Source organism: Deltaproteobacteria bacterium, from assembly GCA_023382265.1.
Taxonomy (GTDB): Bacteria; JAMCPX01; JAMCPX01; order JAMCPX01; family JAMCPX01; genus JAMCPX01.
Genome location: JAMCPX010000056.1, coordinates 1 through 21,150 on the forward strand (window position 1 = coordinate 1; position 21,150 = coordinate 21,150).

Below are 21,150 nucleotides of genomic sequence, written 5' to 3' on the forward strand. Positions count from 1 at the left end.
AAAAGGAGGATACGTATGAAAATACAACCGTTAGAGGACAGAGTGTTGATAAAACCTCTGGAAGAGAAAGAAAAGAAACTCGGGACTATTATCATCCCGGATACTGTAAAGGAAAAGCCTCAGATTGGCGTAGTAGAGGCGGTTGGTACGGATGAAGAGCTTAAAAAGATTGTAAAGGCCGGTGATAAGGTGCTATTTGGAAAGTATAGTGGGACAGAATTTGAGATCGATGGCGTTAATTATCTCATTGTACAGAAGTCAGATGTACTCGGTGTTTTGAAAGATTAGTGTTCCGGCAGTCCCGCGTATGCGGGACTGTTTTTCTTAGAGGAGGGTTTTGTGAATTTATATAAATTCAAATCATTTGTGTTTATTATTTCTTTTTTATTATTAACAACTATAAATCTTTCTGCTGATCCGGGGAATAATGTAACTGCTACTACTGTTCAGGGAACAATCAGTAAGATTACAGTAGAAGGCACTGCAATGGTAATAAATGGGGATCAAACAACAGCTCGAAATGCTGCTATTAATAATGCATTGAAGAAGGCTGTAGAACAGGAAGTTAGCGCAATCCTGACATCTAAGGCAATAATTGATAATTACAACTTATTGAGTAATAAAATATATTCTAACACCACAAGCTATATTCATAACTACAAAATAATAAGCGAGGGGCAGAGTAACAATATTTATTCAGTTACTGCTCAGGTAACTGTTGGTACGGATCACCTTAAAAATGATTTAAGTGCTATTGGCCTATTGATGAAACAAAAAAGAATGCCAAAGGTTGCTGTGATCATACTTGAACAGAATATAGGTAAAAAAAGATTCGAATCCTCTTTATTCTATGCACCTTCAATGCTTTATGGAGGATATGTTGTAAGGGATGTGAGTATAGTGAATGAAACGGGTGATATGTCTATTGCCGAAAATGAGATGATGCAAAAACTTCTTGATAGTGGATTTAATGTGGTTGATGAGGCAACAGTTTTAAAGGATATAAAACTTCACAACGCCTTAAGGATTGAAAACCTCGATGATGATACGATAAAAGATATTGGTAAAATCTCAAATGCGGATGTTGTTATTTACGGAAAGGCACTTGCCATGCTTTACGGGAAAGTAGAAGGTTCTGAGATGAAGTCAGTGCAGGCAGATGTTTCTTTAAGAGCAGTAGATGCGGATGATGGACGTGTACTTGCATCAGGTGAACAGCATGCTGCATCAGTTAATATAGATGAAATTACGGCAGGTAACGATGCTATAAAAAAGGCTACTGATGAACTTGCCGATTCAATGATAGCCATTATTCAAAATAAATGGAAGCGAGAAATGAACAACGGCTCGATTATCCAGCTTACGGTGAATGGAATAAAAACAGCAGGTGATATTGCTGCCTTAAAAGATGCTTTAATGGCAACATCCGGTGTAAAGGATGCTTATACAAGAAGTATGGGTAATGGATCTGCAACAGTGGATGTTGATTATAAAGGGAGTGCATCATCCCTGGTTACATCATTGCTCAACAATAAAACGATTACAACTTTATACAACATTACAGGTACGACAATGAATACAATCGAGATCGGAATAAAGTGAACCCTGTTAGAAAGTACGTGACTTTAAACCGCACCCTTTTTATAAGGATTTTAAAATTTATAGTATTAGCCCCCGCCATAAACGGCTGGGCTTTCTAACGTGGAAAATTAAACGAACAGTTTTATTAGAAGGGTCGAGTTGTATGATTTAAACGGTTGCCTTTTTAATGCTCTTCGTGTAAATATAGAAACGGTTAATTAGACAGGGAGGATGTATGAAAACAAAGATATTAACAATAATGATAATACTCATTGGTTTTATCTCTTCAAGTTGTGCAACTACTTATAAAGAAGTGGAGGTTCCAGGCCCTTCTCAACAGCCTGTAGCAGGCAGGATTCAAAACTACACAGGACCCAAAAAAAGGATATGTATAGTAGATTTTACGAATAAGACAGAATATGGACAGGGCAGGCTTGGAAAAGCAGCGTCTGACATACTTGCTACGGAATTATTCAAATCGGGCGGATTTATTCTTGTAGAAAGACAAAAAATGCAAGAACTGTTGAATGAACAGTCTCTTGGACAAACAGGTGCTATAAACCCTGCAACAGCAGCAAAGGCTGGCGAGATACTTGGATGTGCAGCCATAGTAACCGGTTCTATCTCTCAATTTGGAGTAAGGGTACTTGGAGAGAACTATGGTGTATACAAGAAAAAGGTTCAGAAAGCCGATTGTACGGTTGATGTAAGAGTAGTTGATACTACAACCGGACAGGTGCTTTTTGCAGATTCTGGCACAGGTGAGTATGAACAAAAAGCAACACAGGTATTTGGTCTTGGGCAATACGCGGGGTATGATGAAAATCTTGGTCAAAACGCATTACGCTCTGCAATCACAAAATTTGTGAGTAATCTTATACAGCAGTTACAATCCGTTCAATGGACGGGCAGAATCGCTGTCGTCAATGGTAACAGGGTCTTTATAAATGCAGGTCAAAAAACGGGTTTACGGATTGGAGATGAATTGATTGTTACATCACTTGGTGAGGAAATAACCGATCCACAAACAGGGCTTGTCATAGGCAGAGAACCAGGTCCTACAATAGGTAGATTGAAAATTATCGCCTTTTTTGGAAATGACGGCTCTGTAGCTTTGGTAGAATCTGGTGGTGGATTTAAAAGAGGGGATCAGGTAAAACTTGCCCAATAAACAGGAGGATTAATATGTTAAAGAAGCTATCCATAGCAGCTATTATGATTTCTTTAATGTTGTTAGGCTGCGGCATGCCGTCAGAAACATTAAAAACAGTAGGCAGCGAAGGGATTGTAAAGATCATTGCAGACCCGGGTAGTGCTGATGTTTATGTTGATGGTAATTATATTGGTAAGGCATATAGATTTAACGGTAATCCGGAATTGCTTAAACTTGCACACGGAACCCATACAATAGAGCTGAAAAAGGATGGCTATCAAACTTACACGACAAGAATATTTGTTGGCAATCAAGCGATTGATACCGTAAACATAATGCTCATAAAGAATCCTTAAAAATCATGTCGGCTCAAATAATGCGGTTAAAAATATGCGGAACTCTTAGCTGTGAATAAAAGGTCTGCTTTGATTACAATACCCAATATCCTTACCTTTATAAGGATATTTTTGATACCCGTTTTATTTTTACTTATAAAAAACAATCAGCAAGAAGCTGCGTTTTACCTTTTGATAGGCATGGGGTTTACTGATTTGCTGGATGGTTTTATAGCAAGAACATTTAATCAAATGTCAAAACTTGGTTCATATCTTGACCCCATTGCAGATAAACTGCTTACAACTTCATTATTTATAACTCTCACGCTTTATAACCACATTCCATTATGGCTTACTATAATAGTTATAGGAAGGGATGTTATAATAGCTGTTGGATTGTTTGTTATCTTTTTGCCTCAGAAGTTTCCTGTGGTTTCACCTTCTTATCTGGGCAAGTTTACAACTTTTGCTCAGGCAATAACATTAATTATTTCCATATCAAGCGGTATAAGATATTTTAATAGCGTACTGAGCAGTTTTTTTATGCCGTCTGTGTATATAACGGCTTTGTTTACCATTGTCTCGTTGATCCAGTATATTCATCGCGGTATCGTAATGTTAGAGGACAGAAGGATGACTGACAAAAGTTAGTTGTTATTGTCCCGTTTTACCCACGCGGTTGGCACTTCCATTATTTATCTGCAACCCGAATGCGTTTTAACCGTCAATCAAGGTTCAAAAATTGGAGTTTAGTATGGATAATTTCAGTAATCTATACTATACTCGGCAAGTTATATAATGGAGGTATAAATTAGAGTATTAAGGTGTCTGCATGTTGAATTGGACAGCCTCTTCAGTGCTCTTGAAGTTTTCATAATGATCGGAATGTATTCTAATTACAAGGAGTAGAGAATGAATAATGATGTAAGGGTTAGGTTTGCACCGAGTCCAACGGGTTATCTGCACATAGGCGGAGCCAGAACTGCGCTTTTTAATTATCTGTTTGCAAGGCATAACAACGGTAAATTTATTTTAAGAATAGAAGATACCGATCAAGCCCGTTCTACAAAAGAATCTGTCGATGCCATCATAAATGGTCTTAGGTGGCTCGGGCTTGATTGGGATGAAGGCCCTTATTTCCAATCACAAAGATACGATTTGTACAGATCACATATAGAGATACTTTTGAAAGAAGAAAAAGCATACAAATGTTTTTGCACGCAAGAAGAGCTTGAAGAAAAAAGGCAAAAGGCATTAAAAGAAAAAAGAAAACCCATCTATGACAGAACGTGCAGAAGCATTAAGGATAAACCTTCGGATAAATCCTATGTTGTGAGATTTAAATCGCCCTTGTATGGAACAACGATCGTAAATGATATTGTAAAGGGCAACGTCGTTTTTAATAACGAAGAGATAGAAGACTTTGTTATTATGCGGAGTGATGGAAGTATGACTTACAACTTCGTTGTTGTTGTCGATGATGTTGATATGCATATTACACATATTATAAGAGGTGATGATCACCTTAACAATACTCCAAAGCAGGTTTTGCTGTATCAGGCGTTTGATTACTCTGTACCTCAATTTGCCCACATACCTCTTATACATGGTGAGGATAGAGCAAGATTATCCAAAAGGCATGGTGCATCCTCGGTAGAGGCGTATAGAGACACCGGTTATCTATCAGAGGCACTGGTCAATTATCTTGTAAGGCTTGGCTGGTCTTACGGCGATAAAGAAGTTTTTACAATGCAGGAGATGATAGAAAACTTTAGTCTTGACAGTGTATCAAAGTCTGCCGCTATCTTCAATCCCGACAAGCTCCTATGGCTCAACGCCTTATACCTTCGTGAAAAGCGTGCAGAGGATATCATAAAACTCTTAGAACCATTTTGTGAAAAGGTTGGTATCGGGTTTGACACAACGCAGGATTTTTTAAAACTTATAGATGAAACCAAGAAGCGATCGCGGACAGTTGTCGAACTGCTTGATATGATGGACTATTACTTTAAGGAAGAATTAAACTATGATCAAAAGATGGCGGGAAAGCTATTTACCCAAGAGAGGGTATCTTCTTTCAATGAGATTATAAAAAGGCTGACATCGATGAATGGTTTTACAAAAGACGGAATAGAATCTGCTATAAAAGGCTATGCCTCAGAAACGGGGGTAAAACTTGGAGATATTGCCCAACCGATAAGGCTTGCAATAACGGGCAGGATTGTAAGTCCAGGGCTTTTTGATATTATGGAGATTCTCGGGAAAGGCAGAGTAATAGAAAGATTGCAAAAAGCAATTAAATATATACAATATAAGGGTAATGTTAAACAGGATTAAGATTCTATCAGGTATCGTTATAGCAACTTTTATATTTGGGTGTGCCCACATCCAATCCTATACTACGCTACAAAAAGATAAGGCAGCTAACGCTTTAAAATTTGCAAAATCACAGGGTGCAACCGTGTATAATAAGGCAGAGTATGAAGAGGCTTTTAAACTTTATAAACAGGGTATAGAAAAGCAAAGAAAATCCATGACGGGTGAAGCAAATACCCTGTTCTCTTTGAGTACCCAATTAGCAAATGAAGTGGCGGTGATTGCAAAAGAAAACAGCATCAGAGCTGAGAAGGAAAGAAAAATTATCTTATCACATGTGCAACAATTTGCTAAGAAAAAGCAAACCGTTACTCTAAAAGTTAAACTTGCTCCATTCCCAAAGCCAGTCATGATTGCAAAATATAATACACCCGCCGGTAAAATAACAAAGACGGTAAAGCAAAAAACTGTCATAAAAACTGTGGTGTTATCAAAAAATAAAATTTATACAGTGGTAAAAGGCGATTGCTTATGGGACATAGCAAAAAAAGGGTACATTTATGGCAATCCGGCACTCTGGCCATTAATATACTGGAAAAATAGAAATAGAATCATAAATCCAAACTATATATATCCGGAACAAAAAATAATTATTCCCGAAAAATCTTACAGCAAAGAAAAGATAAGACGTATAATGGAGTATATCCGCAAAAAGCATTTTTTATAATAATTATACGGGAACATGAGTACACATAACCATAATGGATTAAATAAAAATAAAAAAGGGCTTGTGATAGCCCTTATCATTACGGTTATTTTTATGTTTGTAGAACTGATAGGCGGGTTTTTAAGCGGAAGTCTCGCGCTGATTAGCGATGCGGGACACATGATAACGGATGTATTTGCAATCGGATTCAGTATATTTGCATTCAAAATGGCAGAGAGGCCTGCAACCGAAACAAAAACCTACGGATATCATCGCCTTGAGGTAATGGCTGCATTTATAAATGGTATTATTTTAACAGCACTTTCTTTGATCATATTTTATGAAGCTTATGGCAGGATCGTATCCCCGCAAAAGATAAATGGTATACTGATGCTCTCTATAGCTTCTATAGGATTTATTGCCAATATCATAGGAATAATTTTACTAAAGGAATCTCAGAGGGATAATATAAATACGAGAGGTGCATTTTTGCACATTGTAGGTGATGCGATTTCTTCAATAGGTGTCATAGCCGGCGGTTTGTTTATAATTTTCAGACACTGGTATTTTGTGGATCCTCTAATCAGTATACTGATAGGGGGCATTATTTTGAGAAGTGCTGTGGGACTTATAATAGAATCTGGCGGTATAATGCTTGAGTATGTCCCTCGCGGTATTAAACTTGAAGAAGTTACAAACTCAATACTCGGCGTTAGAGGTGTTTTAAATGTACATGACCTGCACGTCTGGACTATTACCTCGGGTTTTCATGCGATGAGTACACACGTGCAAATAGATGATCAAAAGATAAGCAATGCTACAGAAATGGTACACAAGATAGAGCATATTTTAGGTGAGAGATATAACATAAATCATACAACAATACAGCTTGAGTGCGAAACTTGCAGCGGTATCGTGGTGTGTAGTGCAGCGACAAAATCCGTGAACTCAAAGGATGCGGTTAAAGAACAGGACAGGCTGTAAGGTGAATGCACCTATCTGTCCTGCATTCTTTTGGATTAATATTTTATGGCCGTCTTTCTTGACATAAACAAAATGCTAAAATATGGTTAGAACAATAAAAGGAGGTTATTATGAAATCAATACTGTCAAATAAACATGTGTGGTTTGTATCCGCAGTACTTTTGTTTTCTGCAATTGTGTTATCAAATTGCAGTGGTGGATCCGGTTATGTTCCTGGAAACAGCAACAGCAGTGTATGTTCACAATCACTTTCGGCTGACATGAAAAAGCTTCTTAACTGTCCAACAACACCTTCCGCTCCGCCAACAGCACCTACCAACACTAATTTGCCTCCGTCGATTGTTGTAGCCAATAGCGGCGTTTTTTCTTATAACTGTTTTGTTCCACCAACAGGTTCTACTATTGCAGTAACCGTATCTGCAACAGATTTTCAAACTAATGAATCTATTCCGGATTCTACAATTAATTTTTTCTCTACAACATCAGATACAGTTAAAAATAATCCGCCCGATAGTACCGTTAACACGGGTTCAAACGGGTGGCTGCCGGGTTTACTTCCCACGGGCATTCCAGTTGCAGTTGAGGGGATCAATTCCGCCAGCGGGTATAAAAATACTTATCAGTTTGGTCTTACACTTTCACCTACAGATGCAAACTCTATTTTTAAGGTTTTACTGATTTCAAGTAATACGGTAAACCTCGTCACTGCATTATCGCACGTCACACAGGATTGGACAAATGACGGTGCAATAGCAGGCACTGTATGGGATTGCTCCGGCAACCCAATTCAAAATGCAATCGTGACACTTGTCAATGCAGGCACAGACGTTTCCGTGTCAGCGAATATAATTTATTTCAGGTATAGCTCTGGCCTCGGCGATATTCCGGACCCCACTTTAACATTGACCTCTTCTGACGGGATATTTTTAGCGTTTAATGTTCCACCAGGTGATTACGATGTTATTGCACAGGGCGTTCTGCCAAACGGAAATGCCCTTGTAGAACTCGGGAGAAGCTATGTGGAATCATTTGCAGGTAGTGTAAGTATCTCAAACATACAGCCCGAGACATCCACAACAGTCACTACCACATCAATTCAATAGTTTATGCATGTTGTAAAACCAGGTATTAGAACAAGCCCCTGTAAACAGGGGCTTGTTCTTTAATTGAAAGTCTTGTTATGAAGACCATTTCTGTTGTTACCAAAAAAAGGATTGAGATGATTGATGTTACTTCAGAGATAAACAACATGTTAAAAAGATTGGGGGCTGTAAGAGGCGTATGCTATCTGTTTGTCCCACATACAACCTCTGGTATTACGATAAATGAGAATGCTGATCCTGCTGTTAAACAGGACATACTTGATACACTGGATAAGGTTGCCCCATACAATGACAACTATCATCATAAAGAAGGCAATGCAGATGCACATATTAAATCAAGTGTTATAGGCGTCACATTGTCATTGTTTGTTGAAAACGGCAGGCTTGTTCTTGGAACATGGCAGTCTGCATTTTTCTGTGAGTTTGACGGACCAAGGACGAGAAGCCTTTTGTTAGAATTTACCCCTTTATGAATTTAATATATCATGCACGTACACAAAGAAAACTCATCTGTATGCCTGTCCTTCTATCTATAGAGAGTATCAATAAATTCAAGATTGATTATACAACGGATATGAGTATTGGAGGATTACTTATTCAAACAGAAGAGCCTTATGATAAAGGTACAAAACTTGATATAAGATTTAGGATACCAGGGGCAATTAAGCTTATCGAGGTAAAAGGTGAAGTTGTCTGGTCCCATAAATACATACCTGGAACAGAACCAACACAGGAATCTCTGCCTGGAATGGGTATAAGGTTTTTAGAACTCGATGAACAGAGCAGACACTATATAACGTCTTATGTAGAGAGCAAGAAAGGCATAAGTGAGGAAGACATATTTGTTGACGGGTTTGACTCCACAAATTAAAAAGACATTGGGTTCAAAGATAAGGAACATCTTTATCGCCGGTATAGCTGTATTTATACCAATTATTATTACTATCTTTATTTTGAATGTACTTGTTTCATGGTCTGATGGCTTGCTAAAGATACTCCCTGGTGTAGCAAATCCTTTAACCTATATTCATATACCGGGCATAAGCCTTGTTATTGCCCTGGTGATAATATTTATTATGGGGTTGATGACATACAATTATATCGGCCAAAAGCTGTTAATTATAATGGAAGACATCTTTGCAAAAATTCCATTTATCAAGGGTATCTATTCAGGTGCGAAACAGATAACAGAGGCATTTACAGAAGACAAAAATAAGTTTAGCAGAGTAGTGCTTGCAGAGTTTCCTGGGGCGGGAAGTTATGCAATAGGATTTGCCATTAGTGAAGCAGTTATAAATAATCCGGAACCCGCAAGATATCTTACCGTTTTCATACCAACTGTTCCTAATCCGACATCCGGGTTTTATTTATTTGTTAAACAATCTAATTTATATGAGATAAATATTTCTGTAGAGGAAGCTTTCAGAATCATACTTACTATGGGTGTTGGTATGAACAAACCAATCAATGCGGCACCTTTTATAAAAGGCTTGTAAAAGCTATGAACTTGACTCAAAAAATGAATTTGGGTTAAGTAAGAAAGTTTGTCTTTTTCTTTTGCAAGAAAAACTTATTCTGATTGACTTGTCTGATTAAAACATTTCTGATATAAAACTAATTTTGATATGGAGGACTAATATGGAAGATTGTTTATTCTGCCAGATAGTGGAAGGTAAAATACCGTCCAAAAAGGTTTATGAAGATGAGGATGTAATTGTAATAGAAGATATAAGACCGGTTGCACCGGTGCATTTGCTTGTTATTCCAAAGAAACATATCCCTACACTTGTTGATATAAGACAGGAGGATCAGCTGCTTATTGGTAAGATGATGTTCGTAGCAAAACAAATGGCAGAAAAAACGGGTATTTCTGAAAAAGGATTTAAAGCTGTATTTAATGTTAAACAATGGGGAGGGCAGACAATATACCACATACACCTTCATATAGTAGGCGGAGCTCCTTTAAGAATTCACGTCGCATAAGTGTGAAATTTTATATCCATAACGTGATTCAAGTATCACACTTTTTTCACATCAAATCTCTATTCTATTGATATGTAAGCATTTATAGTCTGGCATGATCTTTGCCTAAAGATATATTCATGTTTCAAAAAACTGTAAAAGAAAAGGTAATATGTGAAGGGTATGGTTTACATACAGGAGAGTTCTCGCGCGTAACAATTCATCCTGCGGAGGCGTCGTACGGAATAGTCTTCATTAAAAAGAACGGCAGTTCAATTAGGTATATTCCTCTTAAACCTCAAAGCATTAAAAACACGTTATTTGCTACAACAATAGGAGACGAGGTAGTAACCATTTCAACAGTAGAACATCTATTAGCAACACTAAATGGCTTTGGAATAGACAACGCTATAATCGAAGTTGAAGGGGATGAACTCCCGGGAGGGGATGGAAGCGCTAACATATTTTCCCAGGCTATTTTTGATGCAGGCGTTATAACATTCTCGGATTTATCAAATGCAATAACTTTTGATAGAAAATTTACAGTAGAATATAATGATGGATATATAACATATCTACCCGATGATTTGCTAACGATAAATGGAACTATAGACTTTAGTCATCCAAAGATATTAAAACAAGTATTTGTTTATAAAAATTCCATGGAACGCTTTATCTCGGATTTATCAAATGCAAGAACTTTTGGATTCTTGAAAGACTATTCCACAATGCAGGCACTCGGGCTTGCAAAAGGTTCTTCGCTTGAAAATACGATTGTACTTGATGAAACGGATGTCATGAATATAGGGGGTTTAAGATACAACGATGAGTTTATTAGACATAAGATACTTGATCTTTTGGGGGATCTTTACATCATAGGTAATACAATCAACGGACGTATAAACAGCTACAAAAGCGGTCACGCACTCAACCATCTCTTTGTACAACAAATAATTTCGATGATGGAAAGCAATACCATAATAGAACAAGAGTTAATAAAGCCTGCCGTTGTATTTTCGTATTAATAAAAAAAAACGATAAAATAATATAATCATTATAGTCAATTTATTCTATCATTTGGGTTTTATAACCCAATATGGGTAAAATGACACATATTTTGAATCGCAGCAATATGTTTATAGTTTTAATGTATTAATAACTAAGTTTTTGAAATATAAGTTTTTATATACCGTTCTAATTCATTCATAATAAAGGGTTTTGTAAAAAGCCTTAGCACCTCTGGTTTTGAAGCATCCTTTGAAACATATGTTGGAGGTAATGAGGTAAGAAGTATTATTTCAGAAAAAGGTTTTGGCATTGCTCTTATAATCGCATCCATACCCTCAGAGGTGACTGTTTCAAGATCAACAAGGAATAAATATTGATCATTACCCCTAACGTGTTTTAACTTGTTTAAGGCGTCAGATACATTGGTATAAAAATAGAACTCATCCATGTAACAAGATAACACCTTTGATAAGGAAATCTTTAATAACTCACAGTCGTCAATAACAATAGCAATATTCATACTAAGACTTTACGCAAGCACCGTGCCAGATTGCACAGTAATCAACTATTACCATTACCCTATTTTATCTTTGTAAAGCAATTAATCCCCTACAAAGGGAATTAGCAGGCAAGCAACTATCTTGACACTGTTTATTTATATATGTTACTAAAGAACATTGATTAAATAAGGAGGCTTTATGGGGAAAAAGATCTTGCTCGCCGATGATTCGATAACCATTCAAAAGGTTATATCTATAACCTTTGCTCCACCAACGTATGATATCACCATTGTTGACAATGGGAACGATGCTATAAAAAAAGTGAGCGAGATAAAACCGGATGTGGTTTTGACAGACATTGTTATGCCTGGCAAAAACGGTTATGAAGTGTGTGAAGCTGTAAAAAGTAATACCGAATTACAGCACATACCTGTTCTTTTACTAACAGGCGCGTTTGAAGCCTTTGACGAACAAAAAGCTAAGCAAGTAGGTGCAGATGCATGGCTTTCCAAGCCTTTTGAGACGCAATCACTTATAGATAAGGTCAACATCTTGTTCTCAAAACCTGCTGTAAAAAAGCCTATCGAAGCTAAACCTGCAACAGCACCGGCACAACCATCCAAACCAGGAGTTCCTCCACCTCCACCGCCGAGGAAGCCTGCAGTTCCCCACCCAGCTCCTGCGAAAGAAGAGATTAATGAACCGGTTGAGGAAATTATGGAACCTGAAACCTTCAGCGCAAGTGAGGAGACTATAGGAGCAGAAAGCGAATGGGAAACAATCCCTCTCAGCGAAGATAACACCGGACCAAATAAGCAAGAGATAGAAGAATTCCCTGAAGAAGAACTAAAACCCCTTGAAGGTCCTGCTATAGGATTTGATGAGCTTGAAGAGGCAATAACCGAATCTGAAGAAAAAACAGAAATGGAAGTTTTACCTGCTGCAGAACATTACGAAAAAACTTATGAAGACCAAGAACTGATAAATTCTGAAGAAATTACAGGGACACAAAAAACAAAGGCTATACAATTGAGTAGAGAGGATGTAACTAAAATTGCATCAGAACAAATAGAAAAACTCTTACAGGATATATTACCCGATACAGTTAAGCAAGCTGTAGGAGCAAAGGTAGAGGCTATTATTAGAGATGTTGCAGAGAAAATTATATGGGAAGTTGTTCCAACTCTCACAGAAACCATGATAAAAGAGGAAATACAGCGTCTAAAGGCCGCTAAAAAGAAAGCCTGATCACCGCTTTCATCTTTGTATAAAAATATTAGCTTAGGCACATTATCCATATATAGATAATCTATGAATACAGTTTATGCTCATAATGACATTGAAGAAAAATGGTATAAAAAATGGATGGAAGCTGGTGTATTTCATTCAGAACCTGATGGCAGGAAACCATATTCAATAGTTATACCGCCGCCGAATATTACAGGTTCTTTGCACATGGGGCATGCGCTTAACAATACATTGCAGGATATACTCATTCGCTACAAAAAGATGCTCGGGTTCAATACACTATGGATACCAGGAACAGATCATGCAGGCATAGCAACACAAAATGTTTTAGAGAAACAGCTTTCCTTAGAGGGGCTTGACAGATTTAAACTCGGCAGAGACAAATTTATAGAACGGATCTGGCAATGGAAAAAACAATCAGGCGATACGATAGTAAAACAGCTTATGCGCCTTGGCGTCTCATGTGACTGGCAGAGACAAAGATTTACAATGGATGATGGACTCTCAAGGGCGGTAAAAGAGGTATTCGTTAGGCTATACACGGAAGGGTTTATATACAGGGATGAATATATTATAAACTGGTGCCCAAGATGTCTTACAGCACTTTCCGATCTCGAGGTTGAACATAAGGAAGAGAACGGGAAATTGTATTATATTGTCTACCCTATAAAGGGAGAGGATATCGGAATAACGGTAGCAACAACAAGGCCCGAAACAATGCTTGGGGATACTGCAATAGCGGTACACCCCGACGATCCAAGATACCAGCAGATGAGGGGAAAAGTGGTGACGATCCCTATTGCCGAAAGGGGCATACCAATTATAGAAGATAAGGCTGTTCACAGAGAATTCGGAACAGGTGCTGTAAAAATAACCCCTGCACACGACTTTGATGATTTTGAGATGTCAAGAAGACACAAACTCACACTAATCAACGTGATAGACAAAAATGGAAGAATGACAAAGGAGACCGGTATTTATTCTGGAATGGATAGATATAAGGCAAGAGAAGCAATCATAGAGAAGCTTCAAAAGTTGGGGCTGTTATCCAAAATTGAAGATTATAAGTTGTCGGCAGGCAGATGTTACAGGTGTGGCACAATAACCGAACCAATGGTTTCGACACAATGGTTTGTCAAAATAAAGTCGCTTGCAGAACCGGCAATCAAAGCTGTAAAAGAGCATAAAACAACGATCATACCGAAACAATGGGAAAAATCCTACTTTGAGTGGATGGAAAATATAAAGGATTGGTGCATATCAAGGCAGATATGGTGGGGGCATAGAATCCCGGCATGGTATTGTGACGACTGCAAGGGTATTACTGTTTCTGCAGAGCTGCCATCGACATGCTCAAAATGCGGAAGTAAGAATATCCATCAGGATGAAGATGTACTTGATACATGGTTCTCTTCAGCACTATGGCCGTTTTCCACACTTGGATGGCCCGATAAAACAGCCGAATTGAATTATTATTACCCTACAAGTGTAATTGTAACGGCATTTGATATCTTATTTTTCTGGGTTGCCCGGATGATGATGATGGGTTTAAAACTGATGAATGATGTGCCATTTGAGCATGTTTATATTCATGCGATTGTCAGGGATGAGTACGGCAAAAAAATGAGTAAAACGAAAGGTAATGTAATAGACCCCTTGATAATTATGGATAAGTATGGGACCGACGCTTTTAGGTTTACACTTGCTGCTATGGCTGCTCAGGGCAGGGATATAAAACTTTCAGAGCAAAGAATAATAGGGTACAGGAATTTTATTACAAAACTCTGGAACAGCACAAGGTTTGTAAGCATAAAAATGGTTGAAGCAGGTATTGTATCGCCGTTTAAACAAAGCAATGAACATCCTATAAATGCATGGATAAACAACAAACTGAGCAGTTTGATAACCGATGTTAAAGATGCCCTCGAAGACTTCAGGTTTAATGATGCAGCTATTTTGATTTATCAGTTTGTTTGGCACGAATACTGTAACTGGTACATTGAAATGGTAAAAATCCACTATAACACAACTCAGGATAAAATCACTGTTAACAACATGCTTTTTGTACATGATACTATTGTGCGATTACTCCACCCATTTATCCCGTTTGTTACAGAGGAGATCTACCATGTTCTCGGTTATGAAGATCTAATAATAAATTCAAAATATCCTGTTCCGGAAATATATTTAATGAGGGATGATACGGTTGCAAACAAGTTGAGTGGAGTAGACGAAATGATAAATATTGTAAAGGTTATAAGGAATATAAGGGCTGAGTGTAACGTGCCTGTTGCACAGGACGTTGATATTACATTTATATCTAAGCAGGATGAACTTGAGATTATACAGCATTATGCCGGATACATAAAAAAGCTCGCACATGTAAATAATATGTATATTAAAACAGAATCCCAGGATATAAGAGGTTCTGCGGTTGATCATCTGCCGGGTCTTGACATCCATGTACATCTTTCAGGTGTGATAGACCCAAAAATCGAGATTGTAAGACTGGACAAAGAAATAGCAAAACTAAATGAAGAATCCCAGAAATATAAGTATAAGCTATCCAATGAAGATTTCCTCAAGAAAGCGCCCGAAGATATCATAGAGGATACAAGGCTTACAAACGACGAACTGCTGGAAAGGTATAGCAATCTTGTAAGTGCAAGAAAAAGGCTTGAAGAAATCTTAAAATGAATGCATTTAAAAAGCTTGTAAAATCCGCCCTTGAAGAAGACATTGGACACGGGGATATAACAACAGATAGCCTCATTAAAGATGATGTTTACGCCGATGCCGTCGTCAGTGCAAAAGAGAATATGATTGTTGCTGGTGTTGATATAGTAGATATTGTACTTCATACAGTTGACCATGAGATTCAATTTCATAGTATAGTAAAAAATGGAGATACTGTAAAAGCGGGTGATACTATTGCAAATATAAAAGGAAAGGCATGCTCAATCTTAAAAGCAGAACGTACTGCTTTAAACTTCCTCATGCATCTTTCAGGCATAGCTACTCTTACAAGGACATATGTAAATGCAATTCACGGGTCCGGAGTTATACTGCTTGATACAAGAAAAACTACCCCTGGAATTAGAATATTTGAAAAATATGCAGTAAGAATAGGCGGCGGCACCAATCATAGGTTTGGATTATTTGATGGTATCCTTATAAAGGACAATCATCTTTTTGTCTCAGAGAATATATCCTTTGCCGTAAATAAAGCAAAAAAATCGCAGCCATTAAAAAGAGTAGAAGTTGAAGTAAAATCTATAAAGGAACTAAAAAAGGCAATTGATGCAAAAGCGGATATTGTTCTGCTTGACAACATGGATTTAAAACAATTGAAAGAGGCAATCAAACTTGCGAAAGGTAAGGTATTAATAGAGGTTTCAGGAAATGTCACACTTGATAATATAAAAGGTATAGCGGCTCTTAAACCGGATTTCATATCCTGCGGTGCCCTTACACACTCTGCACGGGCTATTGATATTTCTATGAAGATTACTAATTTTTACACAAAGGAGTAAACATGAAAAGGATACTTTTAACTTTAATATCTCTCACGCTGCTGCCAGCTATGGCTTTTGCGAAAAATGAACACCATGAGGCGGGTGCTATTATTTTAAAGGATATAGAAAATACCAAACTCTACAGTAACTTCACATATACCACATTATCAACTACTCAGATTAAGATATTGAACAAAAGAGGTGTTACCGATTATTGCGAGGTTGTGATACCCTATTCAACAATGTATCAAAAAATAGATATAGTTAACGCACAAACATTAACAGCGGACGGAAATGTTCTTATGCCGGGTAAAAAGGCTATTAACAATGTTACACCTCCATTCATATTTAGCGCCCCGATATACTCTGATGTAAAGTATAGGACGATCACCATGCCAGGATGCACAGCCGGTGCTACAATCAGCTATACCGTATTAATAACGACCATAAAACCTTACATGAAAAATAATTTCTTTGACAGGAACTCATTTCAAACGAGTGATCCCATAGAACTATCCGAATATGAAATAAGCATGCCCAAGGACATGAAATTCTATTTTAAACAATACAGGTTTGATACAACACCAATGATTTTAGAAAAGGGGAATAGAATTATTTATAAATGGGAGTTAAAGGATGTTCCGCAGATCATAACCGAGGCTAACATGCCGCCCATGTCGGATTTTTCAAAAAGAATTGCAATAAGCACCGTAGGTTCATGGGATGAACTTGCAAAATGGTACTGGGGGCTTGCAGGCACACAGTATGTTTCTGATAAGTCACTGGAAAATAAAGTTAAAGAACTTACAAAGGGATTAAACTCAAGGGATGAAAAAATAAAAGCTATCTATGATTATGTAGCACTTAATATTCGTTATGTTGGAATAGAGTTTGGGATAGAAGGCTATAAGCCGCATAAGGCTACAGAGGTGTTTAAAAATAAGTACGGTGATTGCAAAGACCATGCGACACTTCTTTTAACAATGCTCAAACTCGCAGGGATCACAGCGTATCCTGTACTTGTTGATACAACAGGTATTGCAAAAATGGATCCCTCATTACCGTCGCCGGGGCAGTTTGATCACGAGATTGTAGTAATTCCAGAAGGTAATAAATACTGGTTTTTAGATTCTACATCCGATGTTACTTCATATAAAGATCTGCCTCCGATGGATCAGAGAAGAGAGGTAGTCATAATTTATCCTGATAAAGCACAACTTGTAACCATCCCTATATTTCCGCCAGGAACGAATAATATAATTAACCGTAAGATTGTTAAAATAAACAATGATGGTTCTATAAATATAGATATGAAGCTTATTGCAAAAGGCGTGTACTCTATGGAGTATAAATATATCCTGAGGGGTATGAAACCGGAACAGAGGAGGACATTTGTCGAGTCCCTCGCAACAGGTGTGTGCCCCGCTGCAAATGTGACAGATTATAGTATATCCGACCTGTACAATCTTAATATCCCGGTTACAATAGGAGTAAATTTTGCATGCCGTGATTTTGTTATAAAGGCCGGTGATCTGTTGATTGTTAAGGTTCCTACCCCATCAATGCAGAATCTGTCTGATATAACCGCTAAAAATAAAAGGACATACCCACTTTTTATCGGATACAATCTCGAGAAAAACAGTACTGTCAGCTTAAACATCCCATCGGGTTATAGGATCAGGTATATGCCTGAAAATATGTATTATAAAGATAAATTCGGAGATTACAAAATCAGATATAAAAGACTTGAGAAGCACCTAAGCTATAGTGAAAATCTTATATCAACAGCATATTCTGTGGATCCACAAGATTATAAAGAGTTAAAACAATTGTTTGATAAGATTGTTATTAGCAATAAGAATCAGGTTATTGTGTTTGAGAAGCTGAATTTTAAGAGGCATGTCGTGAAAAGACACAAAGCAACCCATTGAGCTTAATAACGCATTTAAAAATTCAGGGGGGGCCTTATCTTTGTTTCATGGGCGTAAAAAGAAAACTATTCTCCCAATAGAGGGATATACAGATCTCACCGCTGTATTTTGGCGGTTAAAAATTGCATCCGTATTTTTATCATGCCTTGTAATGAGTAGTACTGCTATGTCGGAATCGCTCAATTTAAAAATATCAAGCCCGGCATTTATGGATAATGGTTATATACCTGTAAAATATACATGTCAGGGAAGCGACATAAATCCTCCGCTCATGTTTAAAAATGTTCCTAATAATACGGAATCGCTTGTATTGATAGTAGAGGACCCCGATGCTGCAGGAGGTACTTTTACACACTGGATTATGTGGGGTATCAACCCAAGAATAGAAGAGATAAAAGAGCATGATGTCCCTCAAGGTGCAAAGCAGGGTATGAATGATTTCGGCACAAATGGATACGGCGGACCCTGTCCTCCGTACGGGAAGGCTCATAGATATTTATTCAAATTGTTTGCCATTAACACTGTACTTCATATAAACGGACACATCACAAGACGAGAGATAGAAGAAACAATACACAGCCATGTTATTGCCCGTGCCATGTTTACAGGTTTATATAAAAGGCAATAAAGCATACTTTAAAAAACTCATTCTCTGTGGGTTAACGCATATCTTGAGTTTATTTATTACTTTACAATCTCTACGATAATTTTTGATGCCGCACCTTTCCCGATCGCAGCTTTTGTAGAACCAAAAGAAATTATAATAGGTCCACCCGCAGCATTTACAACTTTTACCCTGCTGCCATAATGAATCCCTATATTTATGAATTTTTTTATCAATCCGATACCGCCATTAAAACTTTTAACAATACCCTCGTCGCCCGATTTTAAATGGCTTAATGGCTTTAGGTTTTGCGTTTTAGGTTCTTTTTCAATTGTTTCCATAAGACTTGTGATAATGATTTTCACTAACAATGTCAATAGACTTTGGATATTGTCCGCAAAAACCGGGTGTAATCATGATGACTTATTGCATTATTCCGGGTTAATGAGTATACATAAAAACAGGGTGGTAGCATTGGAACCAAAAAGTAGAGTAGCGATTACAGGTATATCAGGTTATCTCGGAACACTTCTGTCAAGACTTCTTGTAGAGAATAAGGAGGTTGAGTCTATAACAGGCATTGATCTGAAGGAGCCCTCGTTCAAACATGACAAGATCCGATTCGTTAAGTGCGATATAAGAGACAGGCTGCTATTAAAGGCGATCAAAGGTTGCGGCACGGTTGTACATCTCACATTTGTAGTCCAGGAGCTCAGGGATAAAAAACTGATATACGACATTAATTTAAACGGCACGAAAAATCTCCTTGATGCATGCATGATAAACGAGCCGGGGAAGCTTGTTATCGCAAGCAGTGTTGCTGCCTATGGCTCGGTAAAACGGAACAGTATTATTACAGAGGATTCAGAGCTCCAGGGCAATAGAAGCTCATACTATTCGGATACAAAGAGAATCGTGGAAGGCATGCTTGATGGATTCGAAAAGAAAAACCCGGAAATGATCATTACAAGGATGCGTCCCTCAATATTTTGCGGTAAAAATGTGAACAATTTTCTTAGAGATGTTGTTAAGTCCCCGATTATCACTTATATTAGAGGCAACCCGTACGGCATGCCGCTGGTATATGAGGGGGATGTTGCAGAGGCTTTTTACACTGCAGTGATCGAGGATCACCACGGTGCGTTCAATATACATGCCGGTTTTTTGTCTGTACACAGGCTGTCTGAGATACTCGGGAAAAGGGCTGTAGGAATACCGTACAGGCTTGCAAAGATCCTTGCTGATCTGAATTTCAGGCTCGGGATTTCAAAGTTTTCCAGCCACTGGGTTGAACTTGCAAGGTATCCGATGAACATAAGTATTGCAAAAGCAGAAAAAGTTCTGCACTGGAAACCTGCAAAAACGCCTGAGCAGGCGTTTGTTGAGATGATGGACAGCGTAAAAAATAAAAGGAGGTAACAATGAAGGGTGATCTATTCAAAGGTATTGTTCAATGGGATATGCAGGATGCAAAAGGGTATAAAGGCAAACTCCCGGTATTCTATTATGAGAACACATCCATGACAGCCATATTAACGGCATCTACAGAAAAGGTCATGAAATACATTCCCCATCCGTACATGCATCCTGTTGAGGTATTCCCAGGCAGGTGTCTTGTCGGATTTTCTATGTTTGAGTACCGTAAAACGGATATTGAGCCTTATAACGAATTCAGTATTTCTATAATAATCAGCTTTGGCAAAAAACCAGTACCCGGTATTACAATTCTGTCAAACATGATTAATCGCTGCTTCCATGCCTATGTCTGGCACCTGCCTGTCACAACAGAGAGGGCGCGTTATGGAGGCGTTGAACTTTACGGGTATCCGAAATTCATAGCAGATATAGCTTTCAAGAGAGAGAAAGATCATCTCGAATGCACCCTTTCCGAGAAGGGAAGCAAGATTCTTACTATCAGGGGAAAAAAACAGAGTACCTCGCAGGGTAAGATACTCAGGTTCAAAACGTACTCCATCAAAGACGGCGTTCCCCTGTGTGCGAATATATATACTAATCCGATCGAGTTCAGACAGACCATGAACAGGAATGCAGCAGAACTTGAGATTGGGCCGGATCACACAATATGTGGTGAATTGAACGGTATAGGGCTGAGCAAAAAACCGCTCGTGTTCCAGTATATACCTCTTAATGAGATGATTCTGTTCGGCCCGAGAAACCTTATAGACGATTGAGTAAGGTTATAA

Annotated in this window: 23 protein-coding genes; 21 read left to right on the top strand and 2 right to left on the bottom strand. The window is 38.0% G+C overall.

Features of this window, described 5'->3' with window-relative positions; genetic code table 11:
• Nucleotides 1-15 precede the first annotated feature (15 nt).
• The 14 genes from M1381_10005 (at nt 16) to lpxC (ending at nt 11,165) form a co-directional block, all read left to right on the top strand.
• A complete protein-coding gene (locus M1381_10005) occupies nt 16-288 on the top strand; it encodes a co-chaperone GroES (GenBank protein MCL4479415.1) in 273 nt (90 codons plus the stop codon).
• Between the two features lie 51 nt (nt 289-339).
• Entirely contained in the window at nt 340-1,602 is a 1,263-nt protein-coding gene (locus M1381_10010) for a flagellar assembly protein T N-terminal domain-containing protein (GenBank protein MCL4479416.1), read from the top strand.
• Between the two features lie 214 nt (nt 1,603-1,816).
• Complete coding sequence (locus tag M1381_10015; protein ID MCL4479417.1) at nt 1,817-2,752, top strand: CsgG/HfaB family protein; 936 nt, start codon at nt 1,817-1,819, stop codon at nt 2,750-2,752.
• Nucleotides 2,753-2,766: 14 nt separating this feature from the next.
• On the top strand, nt 2,767-3,090 hold the full coding sequence (locus M1381_10020) for a PEGA domain-containing protein (GenBank protein ID MCL4479418.1): 324 nt from the start codon (nt 2,767-2,769) through the stop codon (nt 3,088-3,090).
• Nucleotides 3,091-3,141: 51 nt separating this feature from the next.
• Nucleotides 3,142-3,720 (top strand): CDP-alcohol phosphatidyltransferase family protein, encoded by a 579-nt coding sequence (locus M1381_10025; protein ID MCL4479419.1) that lies wholly within the window; start codon nt 3,142-3,144, stop codon nt 3,718-3,720.
• 261 nt (nt 3,721-3,981) lie between these two features.
• Nucleotides 3,982-5,406 carry a glutamate--tRNA ligase gene (gene gltX / locus M1381_10030; protein MCL4479420.1) on the top strand — a complete coding sequence of 475 codons (1,425 nt, stop codon included), beginning with the start codon at nt 3,982-3,984 and terminating at the stop codon, nt 5,404-5,406.
• Nucleotides 5,390-6,112 (top strand): LysM peptidoglycan-binding domain-containing protein, encoded by a 723-nt coding sequence (locus M1381_10035; protein ID MCL4479421.1) that lies wholly within the window; start codon nt 5,390-5,392, stop codon nt 6,110-6,112. Before gltX ends, M1381_10035 begins: the two co-directional genes overlap by 17 nt.
• Before the next feature lie 15 nt (nt 6,113-6,127).
• A complete protein-coding gene (locus M1381_10040) occupies nt 6,128-7,075 on the top strand; it encodes a cation diffusion facilitator family transporter (GenBank protein ID MCL4479422.1) in 948 nt (315 codons plus the stop codon).
• Between the two features lie 110 nt (nt 7,076-7,185).
• Nucleotides 7,186-8,178: a carboxypeptidase-like regulatory domain-containing protein gene (locus tag M1381_10045; protein ID MCL4479423.1), complete on the top strand. Its 993-nt coding sequence runs from the start codon at nt 7,186-7,188 to the stop codon at nt 8,176-8,178.
• 77 nt (nt 8,179-8,255) lie between these two features.
• Nucleotides 8,256-8,651, top strand: coding sequence for a secondary thiamine-phosphate synthase enzyme YjbQ (locus M1381_10050; GenBank protein MCL4479424.1), 396 nt, complete (start codon nt 8,256-8,258; stop codon nt 8,649-8,651).
• A complete protein-coding gene (locus M1381_10055) occupies nt 8,648-9,049 on the top strand; it encodes a TIGR02266 family protein (GenBank protein ID MCL4479425.1) in 402 nt (133 codons plus the stop codon). The genes M1381_10050 and M1381_10055 overlap by 4 nt, the downstream gene beginning before the upstream one ends.
• Nucleotides 9,024-9,674, top strand: coding sequence for a DUF502 domain-containing protein (locus M1381_10060; protein ID MCL4479426.1), 651 nt, complete (start codon nt 9,024-9,026; stop codon nt 9,672-9,674). The genes M1381_10055 and M1381_10060 overlap by 26 nt, the downstream gene beginning before the upstream one ends.
• A 142-nt stretch (nt 9,675-9,816) precedes the next feature.
• Nucleotides 9,817-10,161, top strand: coding sequence for a histidine triad nucleotide-binding protein (locus M1381_10065; GenBank protein MCL4479427.1), 345 nt, complete (start codon nt 9,817-9,819; stop codon nt 10,159-10,161).
• Nucleotides 10,162-10,280: 119 nt separating this feature from the next.
• Entirely contained in the window at nt 10,281-11,165 is an 885-nt protein-coding gene (gene lpxC / locus M1381_10070; GenBank protein ID MCL4479428.1) for a UDP-3-O-acyl-N-acetylglucosamine deacetylase, read from the top strand.
• Between the two features lie 134 nt (nt 11,166-11,299).
• On the opposite strand, the gene M1381_10075 is transcribed toward lpxC, so the two are convergent.
• The gene (locus tag M1381_10075; protein MCL4479429.1) at nt 11,300-11,668 is read right to left on the bottom strand and encodes a hypothetical protein; all 369 of its coding nucleotides are present in this window, start codon (nt 11,666-11,668) and stop codon (nt 11,300-11,302) included.
• A gap of 178 nt (nt 11,669-11,846) precedes the next feature.
• Between M1381_10075 and M1381_10080 the strand changes: the two genes are divergently transcribed.
• The 5 genes from M1381_10080 (at nt 11,847) to M1381_10100 (ending at nt 18,970) form a co-directional block, all read left to right on the top strand.
• A complete protein-coding gene (locus M1381_10080; protein ID MCL4479430.1) occupies nt 11,847-12,896 on the top strand; it encodes a response regulator in 1,050 nt (349 codons plus the stop codon).
• 63 nt (nt 12,897-12,959) lie between these two features.
• Nucleotides 12,960-15,593: a valine--tRNA ligase gene (locus tag M1381_10085; protein MCL4479431.1), complete on the top strand. Its 2,634-nt coding sequence runs from the start codon at nt 12,960-12,962 to the stop codon at nt 15,591-15,593.
• Nucleotides 15,590-16,429, top strand: a complete 840-nt coding sequence (gene nadC / locus M1381_10090; GenBank protein ID MCL4479432.1) for a carboxylating nicotinate-nucleotide diphosphorylase — start codon at nt 15,590-15,592, stop codon at nt 16,427-16,429. Before M1381_10085 ends, nadC begins: the two co-directional genes overlap by 4 nt.
• A 2-nt stretch (nt 16,430-16,431) precedes the next feature.
• Entirely contained in the window at nt 16,432-18,342 is a 1,911-nt protein-coding gene (locus tag M1381_10095) for a DUF3857 domain-containing protein (protein MCL4479433.1), read from the top strand.
• 151 nt (nt 18,343-18,493) lie between these two features.
• The gene (locus M1381_10100) at nt 18,494-18,970 is read left to right on the top strand and encodes a YbhB/YbcL family Raf kinase inhibitor-like protein (protein MCL4479434.1); all 477 of its coding nucleotides are present in this window, start codon (nt 18,494-18,496) and stop codon (nt 18,968-18,970) included.
• A 56-nt stretch (nt 18,971-19,026) separates the two neighbouring features.
• Here M1381_10100 and M1381_10105 read toward each other — a convergent pair whose 3' ends face one another.
• On the bottom strand, nt 19,027-19,287 hold the full coding sequence (locus M1381_10105; GenBank protein ID MCL4479435.1) for a ferrous iron transport protein A: 261 nt from the start codon (nt 19,285-19,287) through the stop codon (nt 19,027-19,029).
• A gap of 103 nt (nt 19,288-19,390) precedes the next feature.
• Here M1381_10105 and M1381_10110 point away from each other — a divergent pair, with 103 nt between their 5' ends.
• Together M1381_10110 and M1381_10115 are read left to right on the top strand one after the other, a co-directional pair.
• Entirely contained in the window at nt 19,391-20,365 is a 975-nt protein-coding gene (locus M1381_10110) for an NAD-dependent epimerase/dehydratase family protein (protein MCL4479436.1), read from the top strand.
• A 2-nt stretch (nt 20,366-20,367) separates the two neighbouring features.
• Nucleotides 20,368-21,138, top strand: a complete 771-nt coding sequence (locus M1381_10115; GenBank protein MCL4479437.1) for an acetoacetate decarboxylase family protein — start codon at nt 20,368-20,370, stop codon at nt 21,136-21,138.
• Nucleotides 21,139-21,150 lie beyond the last annotated feature (12 nt).

Bases quoted from the DNA above. Each gene is read 5' to 3' on its own strand.
- M1381_10005 (MCL4479415.1), top strand. From the start codon at position 16: ATGAAAATACAACCGTTAGAGGACAGAGTGTTGATAAAACCTCTGGAA.
- M1381_10015 (MCL4479417.1), top strand. From the start codon at position 1,817: ATGAAAACAAAGATATTAACAATAATGATAATACTCATTGGTTTTATC.
- M1381_10020 (MCL4479418.1), top strand. From the start codon at position 2,767: ATGTTAAAGAAGCTATCCATAGCAGCTATTATGATTTCTTTAATGTTG.
- gltX (MCL4479420.1), top strand. From the start codon at position 3,982: ATGAATAATGATGTAAGGGTTAGGTTTGCACCGAGTCCAACGGGTTAT.
- M1381_10035 (MCL4479421.1), top strand. From the start codon at position 5,390: ATGTTAAACAGGATTAAGATTCTATCAGGTATCGTTATAGCAACTTTT.
- M1381_10040 (MCL4479422.1), top strand. From the start codon at position 6,128: ATGAGTACACATAACCATAATGGATTAAATAAAAATAAAAAAGGGCTT.
- M1381_10045 (MCL4479423.1), top strand. From the start codon at position 7,186: ATGAAATCAATACTGTCAAATAAACATGTGTGGTTTGTATCCGCAGTA.
- M1381_10050 (MCL4479424.1), top strand. From the start codon at position 8,256: ATGAAGACCATTTCTGTTGTTACCAAAAAAAGGATTGAGATGATTGAT.
- M1381_10055 (MCL4479425.1), top strand. From the start codon at position 8,648: ATGAATTTAATATATCATGCACGTACACAAAGAAAACTCATCTGTATG.
- M1381_10065 (MCL4479427.1), top strand. From the start codon at position 9,817: ATGGAAGATTGTTTATTCTGCCAGATAGTGGAAGGTAAAATACCGTCC.
- lpxC (MCL4479428.1), top strand. From the start codon at position 10,281: ATGTTTCAAAAAACTGTAAAAGAAAAGGTAATATGTGAAGGGTATGGT.
- M1381_10075 (MCL4479429.1), bottom strand. From the start codon at position 11,668: ATGAATATTGCTATTGTTATTGACGACTGTGAGTTATTAAAGATTTCC.
- M1381_10080 (MCL4479430.1), top strand. From the start codon at position 11,847: ATGGGGAAAAAGATCTTGCTCGCCGATGATTCGATAACCATTCAAAAG.
- M1381_10085 (MCL4479431.1), top strand. From the start codon at position 12,960: ATGAATACAGTTTATGCTCATAATGACATTGAAGAAAAATGGTATAAA.
- nadC (MCL4479432.1), top strand. From the start codon at position 15,590: ATGAATGCATTTAAAAAGCTTGTAAAATCCGCCCTTGAAGAAGACATT.
- M1381_10095 (MCL4479433.1), top strand. From the start codon at position 16,432: ATGAAAAGGATACTTTTAACTTTAATATCTCTCACGCTGCTGCCAGCT.
- M1381_10100 (MCL4479434.1), top strand. From the start codon at position 18,494: ATGAGTAGTACTGCTATGTCGGAATCGCTCAATTTAAAAATATCAAGC.
- M1381_10105 (MCL4479435.1), bottom strand. From the start codon at position 19,287: ATGGAAACAATTGAAAAAGAACCTAAAACGCAAAACCTAAAGCCATTA.
- M1381_10110 (MCL4479436.1), top strand. From the start codon at position 19,391: ATGAGTATACATAAAAACAGGGTGGTAGCATTGGAACCAAAAAGTAGA.
- M1381_10115 (MCL4479437.1), top strand. From the start codon at position 20,368: ATGAAGGGTGATCTATTCAAAGGTATTGTTCAATGGGATATGCAGGAT.